This is a genomic window from Sphingomonas sp. G5, assembly GCF_052660795.1.
In genome coordinates this window covers 1,173,299-1,193,065 of the sequence record NZ_CP109660.1, presented here as the reverse complement: position 1 = coordinate 1,193,065, position 19,767 = coordinate 1,173,299, and the positions used below count along the sequence as shown (strand labels likewise).

At 70.6% G+C, this 19,767-nt stretch carries 18 protein-coding genes; all 18 read right to left on the bottom strand.

What is annotated here, in order from left to right; genetic code table 11:
- Positions 1–3: 3 nt before the first annotated feature.
- The gene (locus tag NE358_RS05730) at positions 4–810 is read right to left on the bottom strand and encodes a pseudouridine synthase (protein WP_103210516.1); all 807 of its coding nucleotides are present in this window, start codon (positions 808–810) and stop codon (positions 4–6) included.
- Positions 807–1,427 (bottom strand): SMC-Scp complex subunit ScpB, encoded by a 621-nt coding sequence (gene scpB / locus NE358_RS05725; RefSeq protein WP_396652077.1) that lies wholly within the window; start codon positions 1,425–1,427, stop codon positions 807–809. The genes NE358_RS05730 and scpB overlap by 4 nt, the downstream gene beginning before the upstream one ends.
- Positions 1,417–2,280, bottom strand: a complete 864-nt coding sequence (locus NE358_RS05720; RefSeq protein WP_103210513.1) for a segregation and condensation protein A — start codon at positions 2,278–2,280, stop codon at positions 1,417–1,419. Before NE358_RS05720 ends, scpB begins: the two co-directional genes overlap by 11 nt.
- Positions 2,264–3,166 (bottom strand): ParA family protein, encoded by a 903-nt coding sequence (locus tag NE358_RS05715; RefSeq protein WP_056227506.1) that lies wholly within the window; start codon positions 3,164–3,166, stop codon positions 2,264–2,266. The genes NE358_RS05720 and NE358_RS05715 overlap by 17 nt, the downstream gene beginning before the upstream one ends.
- Before the next feature lie 153 nt (positions 3,167–3,319).
- Positions 3,320–4,120, bottom strand: coding sequence for a DUF4184 family protein (locus tag NE358_RS05710; RefSeq protein WP_289942274.1), 801 nt, complete (start codon positions 4,118–4,120; stop codon positions 3,320–3,322).
- A gap of 1 nt (position 4,121) precedes the next feature.
- Positions 4,122–5,435 (bottom strand): tyrosine--tRNA ligase, encoded by a 1,314-nt coding sequence (gene tyrS, locus NE358_RS05705; RefSeq protein ID WP_103210507.1) that lies wholly within the window; start codon positions 5,433–5,435, stop codon positions 4,122–4,124.
- A 54-nt stretch (positions 5,436–5,489) separates the two neighbouring features.
- Positions 5,490–6,365: a DUF2510 domain-containing protein gene (locus tag NE358_RS05700; protein WP_103210505.1), complete on the bottom strand. Its 876-nt coding sequence runs from the start codon at positions 6,363–6,365 to the stop codon at positions 5,490–5,492.
- A 67-nt stretch (positions 6,366–6,432) separates the two neighbouring features.
- The gene (locus NE358_RS05695; protein WP_289942271.1) at positions 6,433–7,146 is read right to left on the bottom strand and encodes a hypothetical protein; all 714 of its coding nucleotides are present in this window, start codon (positions 7,144–7,146) and stop codon (positions 6,433–6,435) included.
- Positions 7,143–7,790: a SatD family protein gene (locus NE358_RS05690; RefSeq protein WP_116238370.1), complete on the bottom strand. Its 648-nt coding sequence runs from the start codon at positions 7,788–7,790 to the stop codon at positions 7,143–7,145. Before NE358_RS05690 ends, NE358_RS05695 begins: the two co-directional genes overlap by 4 nt.
- Positions 7,791–7,841: 51 nt before the next feature.
- Complete coding sequence (gene argH / locus NE358_RS05685) at positions 7,842–9,272, bottom strand: argininosuccinate lyase (protein WP_289942267.1); 1,431 nt, start codon at positions 9,270–9,272, stop codon at positions 7,842–7,844.
- Between the two features lie 9 nt (positions 9,273–9,281).
- The gene (locus NE358_RS05680) at positions 9,282–10,436 is read right to left on the bottom strand and encodes a heparan-alpha-glucosaminide N-acetyltransferase domain-containing protein (protein ID WP_289942266.1); all 1,155 of its coding nucleotides are present in this window, start codon (positions 10,434–10,436) and stop codon (positions 9,282–9,284) included.
- Positions 10,433–11,356 carry an ornithine carbamoyltransferase gene (gene argF, locus NE358_RS05675; RefSeq protein WP_116238372.1) on the bottom strand — a complete coding sequence of 308 codons (924 nt, stop codon included), beginning with the start codon at positions 11,354–11,356 and terminating at the stop codon, positions 10,433–10,435. The genes NE358_RS05680 and argF overlap by 4 nt, the downstream gene beginning before the upstream one ends.
- Entirely contained in the window at positions 11,353–12,570 is a 1,218-nt protein-coding gene (locus tag NE358_RS05670) for an acetylornithine transaminase (RefSeq protein ID WP_103210490.1), read from the bottom strand. Before NE358_RS05670 ends, argF begins: the two co-directional genes overlap by 4 nt.
- Positions 12,567–13,469, bottom strand: coding sequence for an acetylglutamate kinase (argB, locus tag NE358_RS05665; RefSeq protein WP_103210488.1), 903 nt, complete (start codon positions 13,467–13,469; stop codon positions 12,567–12,569). Before argB ends, NE358_RS05670 begins: the two co-directional genes overlap by 4 nt.
- Positions 13,466–14,623, bottom strand: a complete 1,158-nt coding sequence (gene argJ, locus NE358_RS05660; RefSeq protein ID WP_103210485.1) for a bifunctional glutamate N-acetyltransferase/amino-acid acetyltransferase ArgJ — start codon at positions 14,621–14,623, stop codon at positions 13,466–13,468. Before argJ ends, argB begins: the two co-directional genes overlap by 4 nt.
- Complete coding sequence (argC, locus tag NE358_RS05655) at positions 14,620–15,669, bottom strand: N-acetyl-gamma-glutamyl-phosphate reductase (protein ID WP_103210482.1); 1,050 nt, start codon at positions 15,667–15,669, stop codon at positions 14,620–14,622. Before argC ends, argJ begins: the two co-directional genes overlap by 4 nt.
- A gap of 527 nt (positions 15,670–16,196) precedes the next feature.
- Complete coding sequence (pheT, locus tag NE358_RS05650; protein ID WP_289942260.1) at positions 16,197–18,707, bottom strand: phenylalanine--tRNA ligase subunit beta; 2,511 nt, start codon at positions 18,705–18,707, stop codon at positions 16,197–16,199.
- Positions 18,707–19,747 (bottom strand): phenylalanine--tRNA ligase subunit alpha, encoded by a 1,041-nt coding sequence (gene pheS / locus NE358_RS05645; protein ID WP_103210477.1) that lies wholly within the window; start codon positions 19,745–19,747, stop codon positions 18,707–18,709. The genes pheT and pheS overlap by 1 nt, the downstream gene beginning before the upstream one ends.
- Between the last annotated feature and the right edge of the window lie 20 nt (positions 19,748–19,767).

Sequence of the window (19,767 nt, the reverse complement as noted above, 5' to 3'; positions counted from 1 at the left end):
GGCTCACTCCGCCGGATCGGCCGGAGTACTGTCGTCCTGGCGGGACAGCGTGAGCAGGGCACCGCGTTCTACTGTAGTCAACTCGCGGGCCTTGCCCACCGGGAGAGTTCCCAGGTGAAGCGGCCCGAACTGACGCCGGACCAGCTCGACGACCGGGTGACCGACCTCCGCCATCATGCGGCGGACGATCCGGTTCTTGCCGGAGTGCAGGGTCAGCTCGACCAGACTCTCGCCGCGGGAGGCGTCGAGCAACCGCGCCTTGTCGGCTGCGATCCGCCCGTCTTCGAGGTCGACACCTCGGATGAGGCGCTGGATCGTCTGGGGAAGCACCTGCCCCTCGACCTTCGCGATGTACACCTTGGTCACCCCGAACGACGGGTGCGCGAGCACGTGCGCGAGGTCGCCGTCGTTGGTGAGGACGAGAAGGCCGCTCGTGTCGGCATCCAGTCGTCCGACGTTGTACAGCCGCTCGTCCCAGTCTTTCGCGTACTGGCGCAGGTCGGGGCGGCCGCGATCGTCGCTCATCGAGCTGACGACACCGGTGGGCTTGTTGAGGATGACGTAACGCTTGGACTCATCGAGCTGGATGGCCGTGCCGTCCACGTCGACGAGGTCGGTCTCGGGGTGGATGCGACGGCCGAGCTCGGTGACGACGAGCCCGTTCACGCGCACGCGTCCCTCGACGATCATCTGCTCGGCGACGCGGCGCGACGCCACTCCCCTGTTCGCCAGCACCTTCTGCAGGCGGATCCCGTCATCGCTCGCGGAGCCCGAGCCCTCGGCCGCCGAGCCTGTCGAATCGTCGCTCATTTCAATACCTCTCCGTCGAATCCGTCCGAGCCGTCGTCGAGCAACGGCGAGATGTGCGGCAGCTCGTCGAGCGAGTTGATGCCGAGGTTGACCAGCAACTGGTCGGTCGTCCCGTAATGGATGGCGCCCGTGTCGGAGTCGGTGAAGACCTCCGTGATGAGTCCGCGCGACAGCAGCGTGCGGACCACCGAGTCGACGTTCACGGCCCGGATGGATGCCACCTGTCCGCGCGTGACGGGCTGCTTGTACGCGATGACCGCCAGGGTCTCGAGCGCCGCCTGGGAGAGTCGTGAGGGCGCCTGGGTGTTCACGAACTCGCCGACCACGTCGTCGTACTCTTCGCGCACGTAGAGGCGCCAGCCGCCGCCGACCTCGCGCAGCTCGAAGCCGCGCACCGGTCCACCTGTCTCGCCGTCGTAGTCGGCGACGAGGGCCTCGACAGCCTGGCGGACGGCCGGAACGGGCGCCCCGACGGCGGCGGCGAGGCTCACGAGGCTCTGCGGCTCGTCGAGGACCAGCAGGATCGCCTCGAGGCGACGAGCGACGGATGCCGGGTCGCTCGGGCGCACGGGAGGAGCCGCCTCCGTCATGCGGTGCGGCGTGGCGTCATCGGTCATAATCGGCTCCCAGGGCGGCGAGGTTCTCTTCCGACCACCTCTCGGCGGTCCAGCGGAGCGTCAGCTCTCCCAGCGGTTCGAGCTGCTCGAACGACAGCGCCGCGTGGCGGTAGAGCTCGAGGATCGACAGGAACCGCGCGACGACGACCCCGGTCTCGGTCACGCCGGCGACGAGGTCGCGGAAGTTCAGGGTTCCCGCGGACCGCAGCAGGGTCACCACGATCGCGGCCTGCTCGCGGATGCTCACGAGCGGCGCGTGCAGGTGGTCGAGACCCACGGTGGGGATCTGCTTGGGCGCGAAGGCGACGACCGCCAGCGCGGCGAAGTCGTCGGCGCTCAACGTCCACTTCAGCTCGGGAACCGCGCTGCGGTACTTCTCATCGAGCCGCACGTTGCGCGTGTGCCGTCTGTCCTCGCGCTGGAGGCAGCGTGCGAACCAAGCCGACACCTCCTTGAACGCTCGGTACTGCAGCAGGCGGGCGAACAGCAGGTCTCGTGCTTCGAGGAGCGCGACCGACTCGGCATCGACCAGCTCTCCCTGCGGGAGGAGGCCGGCGATCTTCATATCGAGAAGGGTCGCGGCGACGACGAGGAACTCGGACGCCTCGTCGAGGTCGCTCTCCGGGCCCATCGCGCGCAGGTACGCGATGAACTCGTCGGTGACGCGGCTCAGCGCGACCTCGGTGATGTCGAGCTCGGCGCGCGAGATGAGGGTGAGGAGGAGGTCGAAAGGACCGTCGAAGTCGGGAAGGGTGACGCGGAAGCCGGGGGCGTCGGGTCCTTCGCCGAGCTCGGGGACCGATGGCACCGCGAGAGCGGCACCGGCGGGGGTGTCGTCAGGCGACGGCGCCACGGGCGACCAGCTCCCGCGCGAGCCGCAGGTAGGCCTGGGCGGCGGCGTGCTCGGGCGCGAACTCCGTGATCGGCATGCCCGAGACCGAGGCATCCGGGAACTTGACCGTGCGACCGATGACCGTCTCGAGCACGTCGTCTCCGAACGCCTCGACCACGCGCTCGAGCACCTCGCGCGAGTGCAGCGTGCGGGGGTCGTACATCGTGGCGAGGACGCCGTCGAGCTCGATCGCCGGGTTGAGGCGGTCGCGCACCTTGTCGATCGTCTCCACCAGCAGGGCCACACCGCGCAGCGCGAAGAACTCGCACTCGAGCGGGATCAGCACCCCGTGCGCGGCGGTCAACGCGTTGACGGTCAGCAGACCGAGCGAAGGCTGGCAGTCGATGAGGATCACGTCGTAGTCGGCCGCGACCTTGCGGAGCACCCGGGCGAGGATCGTCTCGCGCGCGACCTCGTTGACCAGGTGCACCTCGGCCGCCGACAGGTCGATGTTCGCGGGGAGGATGTCGAGACCCTCGACGCGGGTCGAGACGATGACCTCGCGCGGGTCGCGCTTGGTGTCGAGCAACAGGTCGTAGATGGTCGGCACGTCGTGCGTCTGGATGCCGAGTCCCGCCGACAGCGCACCCTGCGGGTCGAAGTCGATCGCGAGCACGCGACGGCCGTACCCGGCGAGAGAGGCCGCGAGGTTGATGGTGGTGGTCGTCTTGCCGACGCCGCCCTTCTGGTTGCAGAGGGCGATGATGCGCGCGGGGCCGTGGCTGTCGAGCGGCTTCGGGGTGGGGAACCCCTGGTAGGGGCGACCGGTGGGTCCGAGGATGACCTCGTCTGCGCCCGTCTTCTGGCCCTTTGTGCTCGCCGACACCGAGTCTCCCGCCTTCGTCATAACGTCCCCGAGTCTAGCCGCCGCCCGTCGCCCGGCCCGTGTGACCCGCGGGTGGTCGCCACACCTGCACGAGCATCCGACCGCGCCGGGACCGCCCCCGACCGCCGAGACGGCATCTCGCTGACAACACCGTGACAGCCTGCAACCGACTCGTCAGCGAGACGCCGTCTCGCGAGTCGCCGCCCGCGCCTGCCGCGACTGTACGAACAGCGCCAGGGCGAGCGTCAGCGCCGCCCAGGCCGCGGCGACCTTCGTCAGGACGCCGTAGATCAGGTGCGTGGGGGTGTAGTCCGCGTCGAACGGCCCCTGCACCGCGATGGCCGCGAGCGAGGCGCCGATCAGTGCGACAGGGAGCGAGACCCACCACGCCCAGCGGGCGGCATCCGGGATCACGCGCCGCAAGGGCTCGGGCCGCCGCCGCGACAACCACACGAGGGCGAAGATCCCCAGCACGACCACACCGAGAGCGCTCGAGGCGTGTTGCAGCCACTTGGCCCCCGTGAACGGCCCCCACTGCCCCGCAAGGGCGGGCAGCAGCTGCTCCCCCACTCGACCCTCGTGGGTGAACAGGTCCCACGCGATGTGCGACGCGACGCCCAGCGCGAGCGAGACGACGAGCCACAGGATGCCGGGGAGTCCCCCGCCGACGCTCTCGCGCAAGGCCGCGCGGGCACCGGTATCCCACTCGACGGGCAACCTCTGCGCCACCGGTCGCGGCAGCAGCTCGCGGGTCGCCGGACGCAGCACGCACCGCCAGATCAACAGCAGCACGAAGGCGACCGCGACGGTCACCGGCAGCCACGCGAAGTCGTGCGTCAGACCGTAGCCGGGCCACATCCCCCGCACGAACAGCGGCAGGTCGGGGGTCATGGCCCCGACCGCGATCGCCGCCGGCACCAGCCGCGTGCGCACGAAGGGCAGTGCGACGACGGCGTGGCTCGGCGTGAACGGCATGTCAGCTCAGGAAAAGCCCCGCGAGCGTCTTCTTTCCGCGGCGCAGCACCGAGACGCCGCCGGGCAGCGTTCCCGCGACGACCGCTTCGTCGCTCGTGACCTTCTCGCCGTCGAGCGAGACGCCGCCCTGCGAGATCGCGCGACGCGCCTCGCTGAGGCTGGCGCACAGACCCGTGGCGGTGAGCGCCTCGACGACGGTGGTGCCGGCGGCGACGGTCGCGTGCGGCAGCTCTTCGAGCGCACTGCGCAGCACCGCGGCATCGAGGACGGTCACATCACCCTGACCGAACAGCGCCTCCGTGGCCGCGATGACGGCCTCGGTCGCCTCGACGCCGTGCACGGTCGTCAGCACCTCGCGCGCGAGACGCTTCTGCGCGGCGCGGCGGAACGGCTCGGACGCGACGAGTCCCTCGTACTCCTCGATCTGGGTGCGCGTGAGGAACGTGAACACCTTGAGACGCTCGATCACGTCGCGATCGTCGGTGTTCAGCCAGAACTGGTACATGACCCAGGGGCTGCACATGTCGGCATCCAGCCAGATGGCGTTGCCCTCGCTCTTGCCGAACTTCGTGCCGTCGCTGTTGGTGATCAGCGGCGTGCCGATGGCGTGCACCGAGACCCCCTCGGCGCGGCGCACGAGATCGGTGCCGCTCGTGAGGTTGCCCCACTGGTCGCTGCCGCCGGTCTGCAGCACGCAGCCGTACTGACGGTGCAGCTCGAGGTAGTCGAGTCCCTGCAGGATCTGGTAGCTGAACTCGGTGTAGCTGATGCCCGCCTCGGAGTTGAGGCGCGCGCTGACCGCGTCTTTCTTCAGCATCGTGCCGACGCGGAAGTACTTGCCGATGTCGCGCAGGAAGTCGATGGCGCTGAGCGGCGCGGTCCAATCGAGGTTGTTGACGATGCGCGCGGCGTTCTCGCCCTCGAAGCTGAGGAAGCGCTCGACCTGGCCGCGCAGCAGGCCCACCCACTCCTCGACCGTCTCGCGTGCGTTGAGCGTGCGCTCGGCCGTGGGACGCGGGTCGCCCACCAGACCGGTCGACCCGCCGACCAGTCCGAGCGGGTGGTGGCCGGCCAGCTGCAGGCGACGCATCGTGAGCAGCTGGACGAGGTTTCCCAGGTGCAGGCTGGGCGCGGTCGGGTCGAAGCCGCAGTAGAAGGTGATGGGGCCTGCGCCGAGCAGTTCGCGCAGCTCGCCCTCGTCGGTCGAGACGTGCACCAGACCGCGCCAGACGAGCTCGTCCCAGACGTTGTCGAAGGCCGGGTCGTTGGCGGGGGCGAGGGCGCTCACGGGCGCCGCATCGGTGGAGGCAGACACCGGTTCAGGGTATCAGCGGGGGTGTCCGACTCTGGATGCCATCCCCTCGAACGCTCACCACGGTCGCTGCGCCGGCTGGCCGGCGCCGTGGGCCGCCCGGCCGGGCGGTTCCGTCGGGAGCAGGAGGAGGCGGGTCTGCGACCGCGAGACCCCCCAGATGACGCCGATGACGGCGCCGAACACGGACGCGCACACGATCATCAACCATCCGATCGCGAGCTGCACGGGGCCGACGGCGATCACGACGAGCGCGATGCCAGTGAGGATCGCCAGGCCTGTCAGCGCGGCGAACACGATCATCACGACACGGAGTGTCCGAAGCGACTGCTCGCCGTGGAAGGTGGGGCGCACGCCGAAACGCGAGGAGAGGTACGCCGCCCACCGCTCACCCGTCCACCACCGATGGGCGGCGTGGGTGATCGGGTACCACCCGGCGCCGGGTCCGTCGACCTCACCGGGCAACGGGCGCAGGTGGTCGGGTGCGGCCGGGGCTCCGGCCGGCATCGGGAGACGCCGGACACGCGTGCTCTGCGCGGCCATCGCGAACCACAGTGCCGACAGCGCGAGCAGGAACAGGGGCAGAACGGTCGGGTTTCGCGCGAGAACGCCCGACAGCACGAAGCACAGGGCCGCGAACAGGAACATCCCGCCCGCGACCCACCCGAAGACGGGCTGCTCGAGGGTGGCCCAGTCGATTCCCGCTCTGCCCTCGCGCACGCGCGAGCCCGTCCAGATGCGGCCGTCCCACCAGCGCAGTTCCCCTGGCTTGGTGGGATACCAACCCGGCTGCGGACCTGCCGGCGGGAGCGCCGCAGGCTGCGGTGTCGCGAACGGCCCGGCCGGCGCTTCGTGCGCCGTCCATTGCGTTCCATCCCACCAGCGGACGCGCCCCGGCGTCTCCGCCTCGTACCAACCCGGTGCAGCGTTCATGACGTCATCTCCCCCTGGAGTGTCCCTCGACCGTACCGGTCCCTCCCTGCGTCGGTCACGAAACGCGTCAGCGCGCGTGCACGCCCCACCACACGAGGAACGCGACCGCCAGCGAGGTGACCCAGCTCACGAGACTGCCGATGAGGAAGTACTCTGCGCGGTCGCCGTCGTCGCGGTCCCGCGAGATCTCGGGGAAACGCACGATCCCTTTCGCCGCGAGCACAGCGGCGAGCAGCGTGTATGCGCCCGCCAGCGTCAGCACGAAGACCAGAATGCGCTCGAGCGGCCCGATCAGACGACCGCCCTTGAGGGTCGGTCTCGCGTCGCCCTCGGGGTCGGCCACGCGCCCGCCCATCTCGGAGCGCAGGGCGATGCGCACCACCGCGTTGCCGGACTCCAGCAGAAACACCAGGCAGCCGATGACCAGGACGGCGACGTCGATCGACACCGTCGCCCCCGGCCGGTACGCGGCCCACGTCTCGCCGAGCAACCCCGGCCTCGCGCGCCCCGGCGCGATGACCACGCACGCCGCCGCGGCCAGTGCGAGCAGGGCGACCGGCCACAGGCCCGCGCGAGCAGGACCGTCTTCGGGCACGACCCACGTCCAGATGGCGGCGACGGCGACGGCGAGGAGCCCCGCGATCACGGCATCCAACCCCGCCGAGATCAGGACGAGCACGACCGATGCCACCGCCATGGCCAGCCAGCGCCGCCTCCGTATCATCTGGCGAATGAGATCGACCGCCCCGACCGCGAGCAGAAGGAGACCGGCCGCGATCATGAGCGCACCGTCGCGGTGAGGGCTTCGAAGCCCTCGACGAGGACGGCAGCGCCAGCGGCGGCGAGAGCCTGCGAGACCGCAGACTGACTGATCCCCTCGGCGTCGGCGAGCTCTCGCTGGGAACGGCCGACGCAGCGCCCGTAGGTCAGTCGACGCGACCTCTCGCTCATCGCCGACACGAGCTGGTCGCGACTCAGGACGTAGGCGCGGGCGAGAGCGACGGTCTCGGTCATGGTTGGATCGTGCCCCTCGGCCAGAACGATCCAGGTGCGCGCGAGCGGCGCGGCGCGCTGCTGCAGTCGTTCGATGTGGCCGATGGCTTCGCGAGCGGCCCACCAGGCCGGGCCCTCGGGAACGGTTCGATCGGCGAGCTCGATCGGCCGCACCTCTCCGACGCCCACTCCGAAACGGCAGTCGACCTCGTCGGGCAGGGCGAGGCGCAGCAGCAGCAAAGAGGCGAGGGCAGCGGAGAGATCGTCGTACTCGCCCTGCAGTTCGTCGCCCACCACGGACGCGAGGGGCGCCGCGGCGACGGGCAGATCGCGCTCGACGGCGCGCACGGCGTCGACGAGGGACCGTTGCGCCCCGGCGCGATCGTCCAGCCGCCGGGAGGCGACGATGTCGGCGATCACGGCGACGGTCATGCGATAAGCCTAACGCTTATGATCTCTTTTTGATAAGCGAATAACTGATATTCAGCCGATGAGGGATCGCGATGCCGCCTGCGCTCGAGCGACCAGCTCTTCCCGCTGCTCGCGGACGCGCTCCGGAGCAGTGCCTCCGACACCCGTACGGCTCGACACCGACCCCTCGATCGTCAGCACCTCGCGTACCCGCGGGGTGAGCTCTGCCGAAACGGAGGCGAGCAGGGCGTCGTCGGCGTCTTCGAGCCCGATCTCGCGCTCCTCGCACGCGCGCACGAGGGCGCCGGAGATCTCGTGGGCGTCGCGGAAGGCCACGCCCTGGCGCACCAGCCACTCGGCGACGTCGGTCGCGAGCGAGAACCCCTGCGGAGCGAGCTCGGCCATGCGATCGGTGTGGAAGCGGAGGGTCGCGATCATGCCCGAGAACGCGGGCAGCACGAGCTCGAGCGTGCGCACCGAGTCGAAGACCGGCTCTTTGTCTTCCTGCAGGTCGCGGTTGTACGCCAGGGGCAGCCCCTTGAGCGTCGCCATCAGACCCGCCAGGTTGCCGATCAAGCGACCGGCCTTTCCCCGCGCGAGCTCGGCGATGTCGGGGTTCTTCTTCTGCGGCATGATGCTCGAGCCGGTCGAGTACGAGTCGTCGAGCGTGACGAAGCCGAACTCGCGGGTGTTCCAGAGGATCACGTCTTCGGCCAGACGCGAGAGATCGACGCCGATCATCGCGGTGATGAAGGCGAACTCGGCGACCACGTCGCGCGAGGCGGTGCCGTCGAGGGAGTTCTCGGCCGGGCGGGCGAGACCGAGGCGGTCGGCGACCAGTTGCGGGTCGAGGCCGAGGGTCGCCCCGGCGAGCGCGCCGCCGCCGTAGGGCGAGACCGAGGCGCGGGCGGACCAGTCGCGCAGGCGCTCGAGGCCGCGCACGAATGCCCAGCCGTAGGCCTGCAGATGGTGGGCCAGGAGCACCGGCTGCGCGTGCTGCAGGTGGGTGCGGCCGGGCATGATCGCGCTCTCGTGCGCCTGGGCCTGCGCGACGAGAGCGTCGATCAGCCGGAGAACCTCGCGCGTGAGGGTGCGCGAGTGGTCGAGCAGATACAGCCGCACGAGTGTGGCGATCTGGTCGTTGCGGCTGCGCCCGGCGCGAAGCTTTCCGCCGAGGGCCGGGCCCACCGTCTCGATCAGCACGCGCTCCAGGGCGCCGTGCACGTCTTCGTCACCGGGGGCGGCGACGAGCGAGCCGTCCTGCACACGCGCCGCGAGCTCGTCGAGGCCGTCGTGCATGGACTGCGCCTCGTCGGCGGAGAGGTACCCCGCGGCTTCGAGGGCGGCGGCGTGGGCGTGCGAGCCCTGGATGTCGTACAGGGCGAGGTCCCAGTCGAAGTGGGTCGAGCGGCTCAACGCCGCCAGTTCGGGAGACGGTCCGCCCGAGAAACGGGCTCCCCACAGGGCGCCCTCGTTCGTCGACTGACCGGTCTCGCTGCTCATGCCCCCAGCCTACCGAGGGCCGCCGACACCGTCGGAGCCCGTGACGGGCGCGGGCCCCGACGACCGGGCTCCCGGCGTGGCATCCCGCCCCACGATCAGGCGTACGACGTTATCGACGAACATCTCGAGGGGTCCTCGCCCGATCGTGAGCGCCCACACCGTGCAGCCCGCGATGAGCCCGAGCGTCAGCGGGACGAACAGCCCCGCCTCACGGATACCGACGAGGTCGGACGTATCCCCCAGCAGGACCTGCGCCACGATGGCCCAGACCACCAGCTGCAGAACGTACGCGGTGAGCGGCATCGAGCCGACCGCGCGCAACGGCACAGCAACCCAGCGCAGCGGCGTGCGGCACAGCAGCAGGCACACCCCGATCGTCATCACGGCGAAGCCGCCCGAGCCGATGACCTCCCACAGACCCGAGGAGTGGTCCTCGGCGGTCAGCACCGCCGTGAGGAAAGGGGTGTCCTCGGCGACCGGTGCCGTGGCGATCGCGAAGCCGTAACCGGCGAGCGCGAGCGACAGACCCGCCATGGCGAGCAGGCCCTGGTCGGCGATGTTGCGCAGGTCGAGTCGGCCGACGCCCATCCCCGCCAGCAGGAACGCGATCCATACGGTGAACGGGTACGCCCACCCCACCGCGGCTTCGAGTTCGGCACCCGCCGGGCCCGCCCACACGGGCGCCGCGTCGAGGAACGGCTGGATCCACGGCATGACGACCGCGAGGACTGCGGCCACGAGGAACAGGGTGCGCGCCCGCATGCCGAGAAAGGGCAGCGCCAGCACGAACAGCAGGGCGTAGGCGGGGAGGATGACGTAGACGGGTACCCCCGTCATGACCAGCAGCAGGCCGATCACCCAGAGCAGGGCTCCCCGCAGCGCCAGCCGGGCCGCCGCACGCGGGCGCCGTTGCGGAGCGAGCGGTCGGGGCCCACCGGTGACGAGGGCGACGGACACGCCCGCGAGCACCGCGAACAGGATCGACGAACGACCGTTCACGAGGGTGACCCACGTGCTCGGATCCGCAGTGAGGGTGCGCTCGGTGTCGAGCAGGTGCGCGGCGAGCATGCCCAGCACGGCCAGCCCGCGCGCGAGGTCCACGCCGACCAGCCGGCCCGGTCCGTCGAAACGGGACCAGGCGCGGCCGAGCGGCGAAGAGGTCACTGCTGGCGCAGAAGCCACACCAGGAGCGCCTTCTGGGCGTGCAGACGGTTCTCGGCCTCGTCCCAGACGACGCTCTGCGGGCCGTCGATGACCTCGGCGTCGACCTCGTAGCCGCGGTCGGCGGGCAGACAGTGGATGAAGATCGCGTCGTCGGCGGCACGCGTCATGAGCTCGCTCGTGACCTTGAAGCCGCCCAGGTCGCGGATGCGCGCGATCTTCTCCTCCTCTTTGCCCATCGACACCCAGGTGTCGGTGACGACGACATCGGCTCCGGATGCCGCGACCTCGGGGTCGTCGATCAGGGTGATCGACCCGCCGGTCCCGGCGGCGATGCGCTCGGCATCCACGATCACGTCGGCCCGCGGCGCGTAGTCCGCCGGGGCGGCGACGCGCACGTGCATGCCGGCGGTGACCCCCGCGAGCACATACGAGTGGGCCATGTTGCTCTGGCCGTCGCCGAAGAACGAGAGGGTCAGGCCCTTCAGCTCGCCCTTGTGCTCGCGGATCGTGAGCAGGTCGGCCAGCAGCTGGCACGGGTGGAAGTCGTCGCTCAGCGCGTTGACCACCGGAACGCGCGTTCCCCTCGCCATCTCTTCGAGTCCCGCCTGCGCGTAGGTGCGCCACACGATCGCGGCGACCTGCCGCTCGAGCACGCGGGCGGTGTCGGAGGGGGTCTCCTTGCCGCCGAGCTGGCTGTTGGCGGTCGAGATGATCAGGGGCGAGCCGCCGAGGTCGGCGATCCCGACCGCGAACGACACGCGCGTGCGGGTCGAGGATTTGTCGAAGATCACGGCGACGGTCTGAGGACCTTCGAGCGGCTTCTGCGCCCAGCGGTCCTTCTTCAGCTCGATCGCGAGGTCGAGGATCTCGGCCTGCTCGGCCGGGGTCAGGTCGTCGTCACGCAGCAGGTGGCGGGTCACGCGGGGGCTCCTTCGAGGATCAGGGCATCGGAGACGGTGGCCAGCGCGGCACCGAAGAGGTCGAGGAACGCCGAGACCTCGGCATCCTGGATCGTCAGGGGCGGTGCGATGCGGATCGTGGTGTCGTTCGCGGCGTTGACGATCAGACCGTGCTGCTGGGCGGCGGCGACCACGGCCTTGGCGACGGGACTCGTGAGGCCGATGCCGAGCAGCAGACCGCGACCGCGCACACCCGCGACGAGCGGGGAGCCGAGAGCGGCGATCCCCTCGCGCAGCTGGGTCTCGCGGTGGGCGGCGTTCTCGACCAGGCCCGCGGACTCGATCTCTTGGAGCACGGCGCCGCCCACGGCGGTGCCCAGGGCGTTGCCGCCGAAGGTCGAGCCGTGCGTGCCGGGGAAGAAGAGGTCGCTCGCCGCGCCGAAGGTGACAAGCGCGCCGATCGGGAATCCGCCGCCGATGCCCTTGGCGACCGTGATCGCGTCGGGCACGATGCCCGCGTGCTGGAAACCGAACCAGGCGCCGGTGCGGCCGGCGCCGGTCTGGATCTCGTCGACGATCAGCAGCGCACCGTGGCGCTGCGTGATCTCACGGGCCGCCTGAAGGTAGCCCTCGGGCAGCTCGACGACCCCGGCCTCGCCCTGGATGGGCTCGACGAGGAGAGCGGCGACACGCTCGTCCATTGCGGCCTCGAGGGCCGCGACGGTGGCGTCGATGTGCTCCACACCCGGCACCATGGGGAGGAAGTCGGCCTGCAGCGCGGGCTTCCCCGTCAGGGCGAGAGCACCCATCGTGCGGCCGTGGAAGCCGCCCTTCAAGGTCAGGATGCGCGTGCGGTCGGTGCCGCGACCGTGCAGACGAGCGAGCTTGAGCGCCGCCTCGTTCGCCTCGGCACCGGAGTTGCCGAAGTACACCCGACCCGACTCCCCCGTACCGGCGAGACGCTTCAGACGGGCGGCCAACGCCAGCTGCGGGGGCGTGGCGAAGTAGTTCGAGACGTGGGCGAGCGTCGCCGCCTGCTCGGTGAGGGCCTTCACGAAGACCGGGTGCGCGTGGCCCAGGGCGTTCACGGCGATGCCGGCGAGGAAGTCGAGGTACTTCGCCCCCTCGCTGTCCCAGACGTAGGCCCCCTCTCCGCGCACGAAAAGCGCCATGCGGTCGCCGAAGCTGCGGACCAGATCGCGTCCGGCGTCGTCCTGCCAGGTTGCGGTGGTCATGCGACCACCTCCGTTCCGATTCCCTTGCTGGTGAACAATTCGACGAGCACCGAGTGCGGCACCCGTCCGTCGATGATGGCCGCGGTGGGCACTCCCCCGTCGACGGCGTCGAGGCACGCCTGCATCTTCGGGATCATCCCCGACTCGAGCGTCGGCAGCATCGCGCGCAGCTCCGTCGAGGTCAGGTGCGACACGAGCGAGTCGCGGTTGGGCCAGTCGGCGTAGAGCCCGGGGACGTCGGTCAGGACGACGAGCTTCTTGGCGTTGAGGGCCGTCGCCAGCGCCGCCGCCGCGGCATCCGCGTTCACGTTCAACGAGGTGCCCGGGTTGTCGAGGTCGGGCGCGATGCTCGACACGATGGGCACACGGCCCGCGGCCAGGTGGTCGAGCACCGGCTGCGGGTCGACCGTGACGACGTCGCCGACACGACCGAGATCGTGCTCGACACCGTCGACGACGACGCCGCGACGGCGGCCCCCGAAGAGGCCCGCGTCCTCGCCGCTCAGGCCGGTGGCCAGCGGCCCGTGGGCGTTCACCTTAGCCACGAGCTGCGGGTTGATCTGGCCGGTCAGCACCATTCGGACCACGCTGATCGCCTCGGTCGAGGTGACCCGGTAGCCGCCGCGGAATTCGCTGGGAATGTCGAGACGGTCGAGCATCGACGAGATCTGGGGTCCCCCACCGTGCACGACGACGGGCTTGACGCCCACGTAGCGCAGGTAGGCGATGTCCGCGGCGAAAGCATCCTGCAGCTCGTCGCTCACCATGGCGTTGCCGCCGTACTTCACCACCACCACCTGGTCGCGGTACTTGCGCACCCAGGGCAGCGACTCGACGAGCGTGACCGCCCGTTCACTGGCTTCGGCGGGATCGGTGTCTTGCAGATCGACATGGGTCATGAGGAGTAGGCGCTGTTCTCGTGGACGTAATCGTGCGTCAGGTCATTGGTGCGGATCGTGGCCGCGGCGTCTCCGACCCGCAGGTCGATGACGAGGTCGGTGGCACGCGGCGTGAGGTCGACGTCGTCGCGGGGGCGATCGGGACCGCCGGCCGTGCACACACGGACGCCATTCATCCAGACGTCCACGTCGTAGGGGTCGAAGGCGGCGTCGGTGGTGCCGATCGCGGCGAGAACGCGGCCCCAGTTGGGGTCGTTGCCGAAGATCGCGGCCTTGAAGAGGTTGTTGCGCGCGACCGAACGACCGACCTCGACGGCGTCGTCCTCGTTCGCGGCGTTCACGACGCGGATCGTGATGTCGTGACTGGATCCCTCGGCATCGCCCTGCAGTTGAGCGGCGAGATCGTCGCACACCGCGGCGAGGGCTGCGGCGAACTCCTCGGCATCCACGCGGATGCCGCTGGCGCCGCTCACGAGGAGCGTGACCTGGTCGTTGGTCGACATGCAGCCGTCGGAATCGAGCCGGTCGAAGCTGACGCGCGTCGCGGAGCGGAGCGCCGCGTCGGCCCCCGCGGCGTCGAGGACCGCGTCGGTCGTCAGTACGACCAGCATCGTGGCCAGGCCCGGAGCGAGCATCCCGGCGCCCTTGGCCATGCCGCCGATCGACCAGCCCTCGCCGGTGTGGACGGCGCGCTTCGGCTTCGAGTCGGTGGTCATGATCGCCAGCGACGCGTCTTCTCCCCCCTCGGGCGAGAGGGCAGCCACGCCCTCGTCCACGCCCTGCAGGACCTTGGCCCGGAACACCTCGTCGCCCGTGCCGATGAGGCCGGTGGAGCACACCACCACGTCGCCCGCTCCGACGCCGAGGAGCGCGGCGGCGCGCTCGGCGGTCTGGTGCGTGGTCTGGAAGCCGAACGAGCCGGTGAAGCAGTTGGCTCCGCCCGAGTTGAGCACCACGGCCTCGATCGTGCCGTCCGTGACGACCTGCTCCGACCAGAGGATCGGGTTGGCCTTGGCCCGGTTCGAGGTGAACACCGCCGCTCCCACCTTGAGCGGACCGCGGTTCACCACGAGGGCGACGTCGCGCGCGCCCGTCGACTTCAGGCCGACGGCCACACCGGCGGCTTCGAATCCTGCGGGGGCGGTCACGCTCACGGGGCGACTCCGTTCAAAGGAAGGGCGGTGGTCTCGGCGAGACCCGACGCCAGATTCATGGACTGGACGGCAGCGCCGGCGGTGCCCTTGACGAGATTGTCGACCGCGGCGACGATCGTCACCCGGTTCGCCGCGCGATCGATGGCGATTCCCATCGACGCGACGTTCGCGCCGAGCACGTCAGCCGTACGCGGGAACACCCCCTCTGGGAGGAGCTCCACGAACGGCTCGTCGGCGTAAGCCGTCTCCCAGGCGCTGCGGATCTCGGCATCCGTCGCCCCCTCCCGGATCGGAGCGGACGAGGTGGCGAGGATGCCCCGCGACATCGGTACGAGCACGGGGGTGAAGGACAACCGGATGCCGTCGCTCGGCGCACCGGCGGCGATCAGCGCCTGCCGGATCTCGGGGATGTGGCGGTGCGTGCCACCCACGGCATAGGGGTTCGCGGAACCGAGGATCTCGCTCGCGAGGAGGTTCGTCTTCGCCGACTTCCCGGCACCGCTCGGGCCGACGGCGAGCACGGACACGATATCGGAAGCCACGATGACCCCGGCGGCCACGCCGGGTGCGAGGGAGAGAGCGACCGTCGACGCATTGCAGCCGGGGGCAGCGATGCGCGTGGCCCCGCGGAGGTTCTCACGCTGTTTGCCGCCCGCGACGGGGAGCTCGGGAACGCCGTACGCCCACGGGTCGGGGTGCGGTCCGCCGTAGAACGCCGCCCAGTCCTCCGCTGACGTGAGCCGGTGGTCGGCACCCGCGTCGATCACGAGGGGGGTGCCGCCAAGGGCGTCGGTGTACTGGGCGGACTGACCGTGCGGCAGAGCCAGGAACACCACGTCGTGCCCGGCGAGCACCTCGGGTGTGGTCGGCTGCAGCACGAGGTGCGCGAGGGACCGCAGGTGCGGCTGATGGGCGACGAGGGGCTGTCCCGCGCTGGAGTGCGCGGTGACGGTACGAATCTGGACGTCGGGATGAGAGGCCAGGAGGCGGAGGATCTCGCCACCCGCATAGCCGGAAGCGCCGGAGACGGCGACCGAGAGGGTCATGTATCCACCTTACGAGTCGGGGCTGGTGCGGAAATCCGCATGAACCGGGGCGGCGACGCCCGTATGCCCGACCTGTGGCGGGTTACGAGGTCGCCGAGAATCGGCGCGCGACCCGACGTCGACGCTCGCCACCGGTGCTCACGAAGAGCTCCTCGGTGCGCACGGTGATCGACGACATGTGGCGAGGGTAACGGCAGCGGAGGCGGAGGGGCAAATCAACGCCGGTGTCGCCGCAGACTTCGGGGAGACGCCGCGCCGGCGACACCCTCCCACCACGTCCCCCGAATGGGGGACACGAAGGACGTATGCTGTGAAACCTGCCCTCATCGCCGCGCACGTCCGACTGCCCCCTTACCGGCGATGAGGGCAGACTCCTGTGCGCACGCGAGCGCCTCCCTCCCGGGCGCGTGCCGAGGCGGCCCGGTCCAGCCTCGCGGCCGTCACACACCGCCCCGCACGACGAGACCCTCGGAACGCCGGAGCGCCGCACGGCGCGGGCCGGCGGCGCTCCGGGTCGTGCAGAACGGTCAGTCGCGGATGGCGGCACCGAAGCGCTCGGCGGCCACGGCGACACCCGCGAGCTTCGCCGCGGTCGCCTCGGCCGCGGTCAGCGTGCGGTCCTCGGCGCGGAAACGCAGCGCGAAGGTCAGGCTCTTCGTTCCCTCGGCGAGGCCCGGGCCGCGGTAGTCGTCGACGAGCCGGGCGCCTTCGAGCAGCGGAGCCCCGCCCTCGAGCAGCGCGGCGCGCACCGCGCCGGCGGCGACATCGGTCGGCAGGGTCAGAGACACGTCCTGCGTGGCGGCCGGGAAGCCCGAGAGGGATGCCGCGACCACGCGCGCGTGTGCGAGCTCGAGCATGGCGTCGAGGTCGAGCTCGGCCACGAGAACGCGACCGGGCAGATCGGCGGCCGCGGCGACGACGGGCAGCAGCTCTCCGACGTAACCGATGTCGGTGCCCGCGGCGAGCACGCGAGCCGTGCGACCCGGGTGCAGGGCCGCGCGCTGCGCTTGCACCAGCTCCACATCGAGGCCGGCGGCGGCGGTGAGCACTCGGACGGCATCCACGGCGGCGGCGAGGTCCGCGGCCACCGCGGGCTGACCCGGCTGCTTGGCAACGGTGTGTCCCGTCAGGAGCACAGCGACGTGGCGACGCTGCGGCGGGATCGACGCGTCGAGGGCCGTGAGCGTCGCGGCATCCGGTCGCACCGCCAGCGGCGGGACCGACGAGGTGCCGTATCGCACGCCGGGCTTCGGGAGGAAGACCGTGCCGGTCTCGAACAGCGCGAGGTCGACGATGCCGCGCGACACGTTGCGGTGCGCGACCTGCAGCAGGGCCGGAACGAGCGAGCGACGCAGGAACGGCGCCAGTCCGTCGAGCGGGTTCGCCAGCTTCACGCTCGGCAGCGGGTCACCGGACGGTGAACCGTGCAGGGCGTTCTGCTCCTCCGTCGTGAACGGGAACGACGGCGTCTCGACGAAGCCGGCCGCGGCCAGGGCGTTGGCCACGCGGCGGCGCCCCTGCTGCGCGGCGGTGAGCCCGCGACCGGACGGGGGCGTCGGCAGCACGGACGGGATGCGGTCGTAGCCCTCGATGCGCGCCACCTCTTCGGCGAGCGTCCACTTGTCGCTGAGGTCGTGGCGCCACGACGGGGCGGTCACCGACCACCCTCCGTCGCGCTCCTCGACCGTGCATCCGATGAGTCGCAGCGCCGACACGATCTCGTCATCGGTGTACTCCACGCCGATCAGTCCGGGGACGAAGCCCGCGGGGAGCGTGATCGCCTCGCGACGGTAGCTCGAGCCGAGCGACCCGCCGAGCTCGGTGTCGAGCGTGCCGCCGGCCAGCTCCACCATGAGCGAGGCGACACGCTCCGCCGCGACGTACGGCACGAGCGGGTCGACGCCGCGCTCGAAGCGCCGCGATGCTTCGGAGGGGAGCTTGTGCCGACGCGCCGTTCGGGCGATCGACACCTGGTCGAACGTCGCCGCCTCGATGAGGACGTTCCGAGTCGCGTCGCTCATCTCGGTCGGACCGCCGCCCATGACACCGGCGAGGCCGATGGGGCCCGACTCGTCGGTGATCAGGAGGTCTTCGGAGTCGAGCGTGCGCACCTGACCGTCGAGGGTCTCGAGCTTCTCGCCCTGCTCCGCGCGGCGCACCGTGATGCCGCCCTGCAGCCGGTCGAGGTCGTAGCCGTGGATCGGCTGGCCGAGCTCGAGCATGACGTAGTTCGTGATGTCGATCAGCACGCCGAGCGAGCGGATACCGGCGAGCGACAGGCGCGTGATCATCCACGGCGGGGTCGGACGCGAGGGATCGACGTCGCGGACGATCCGCGCGACGAACTCCGTGGCGCCCTTGCGTCCGCGGATGGGAGCCTGGTCGGCGACCGTGATCGGGAAGCCCGAGGGCGTGCGTCCCGCGGCGCCGTCGTGGCCGAGGCCCGGATCGCGGAAGTCCGCGCCGGTCGCGTGCGAGTACTCGCGGGCGACCCCGCGCAACGACAGGGCGTAGCCGCGATCGGGAGTGACGTTGATCTCGACCGCGAGGTCATCCAGACCGAGCAGCGCGATGGCATCCGTGCCGACGGGCGCATCGATTCCCAGATCGATCAGACGCAGGATGCCGCTGTGCTCGCTGCCGAGACCGAGCTCTTTCGCCGAAGCGATCATGCCGTCGGAGACGTGGCCGTAGGTCTTGCGAGCCGCGATCGGGAAGGGTCCGGGCAGCACAGAGCCGGGCAGGGTCACCACGACCTTGTCGCCCTCGAAGAAATTGCCCGCACCGCAGACGATGCCGCGCACTCCCCCGTTCTCGGTTCCGACGTCGACCTGACACCAGCGGATGGTCTTGCCGTTGGACTGGGGCTCGGGAGTGAACTCCTTCACCTCGCCGACCACGATCGGGCCGGACAGCTCGAAGCGGTGCACGTCCTCCTCTTCGAAGCCGACCGACACCAAAGCCGCGAGGACGTCCTCGGGCGTGGCCTCGGCGGGCACGTCGACGTACTCGCGCAACCAGGAGAGCGGGACGCGCATCAGACCACCATTCCGAACTGCTCGCTGAATCGGACATCGCCCTCGGCCATGTCGCGCATGTCTTGTACGTCGCTGCGGAACATGAGCGTGCGCTCGATGCCCATGCCGAACGCGAAGCCCGAGTACTCCTCGGGATCGATACCGGCGGCCCGCAGGACGTTGGGGTTCACCATTCCGCAGCCGCCCCACTCGATCCAGCGCGCCCCGCCCTTGAAGGTGGGATGCCACAGGTCGAGCTCTGCGCTCGGCTCGGTGAACGGGAAGAAGTTCGCGCGGAAGCGCGTCTTGGCCTCTGGCCCGAACAGCACGCGCGCGGCGTGGTCGAGCGTGCCCTTGAGGTGGGCCATCGTGATGTTCTTGTCGATCACGAGACCCTCGAACTGCGTGAACACCGGCAGGTGCGTCGCGTCGAACTCGTCGGTGCGGTACACCCGGCCGGGGCAGAGCACGTAGATCGGCAGGTCGCGCTCGAGCATCGACCGCACCTGAACCGGGCTGGTGTGGGTCCGCAGCACCAGGTGGCGTGCCACCGGGTCGACGAAGAAGGTGTCCTGCATCTGACGCGCGGGGTGGTCGACGTCGAAGTTGAGCGCGTCGAAGTTGAACCACTCGTGCTCGAGCTCGGGGCCCTCGGCGATCTCCCATCCCATGCCGACGAAGATGTCCGACACCTGCTCCTGCAGGAGCGAGATCGGATGCCGCGCCCCGACGCGTGCGCGCTGCGGCAGCGCCGTGACGTCGATGCGCTCGGCCTCGAGCTGGGCGGCGGTCTCGGCTTCGGCCAACTCGCTCTCGCGGGCGGCGAGCGCCTGGTTCACCTGACCGCGGGCCTGCCCGACGAGCTTGCCGAAAGAGGCCTTGTGCTCGGGGGCGACGTTGCGCATCTGGGCGTTCAGCTGCGCGAGGGAGGACTGCTCCCCCGTGTGCGCGGAGCGGGCGGACTTGAGCTCGGCCGTGGTCGCGGCGGCGGCGATGGCGGCAAGGGCCTCATCGACCGCGGAGGCGACGGCCTCAGGGGTGATCTCGGGTGCGTCGGACACGAGATGAGAGTCTACCGACG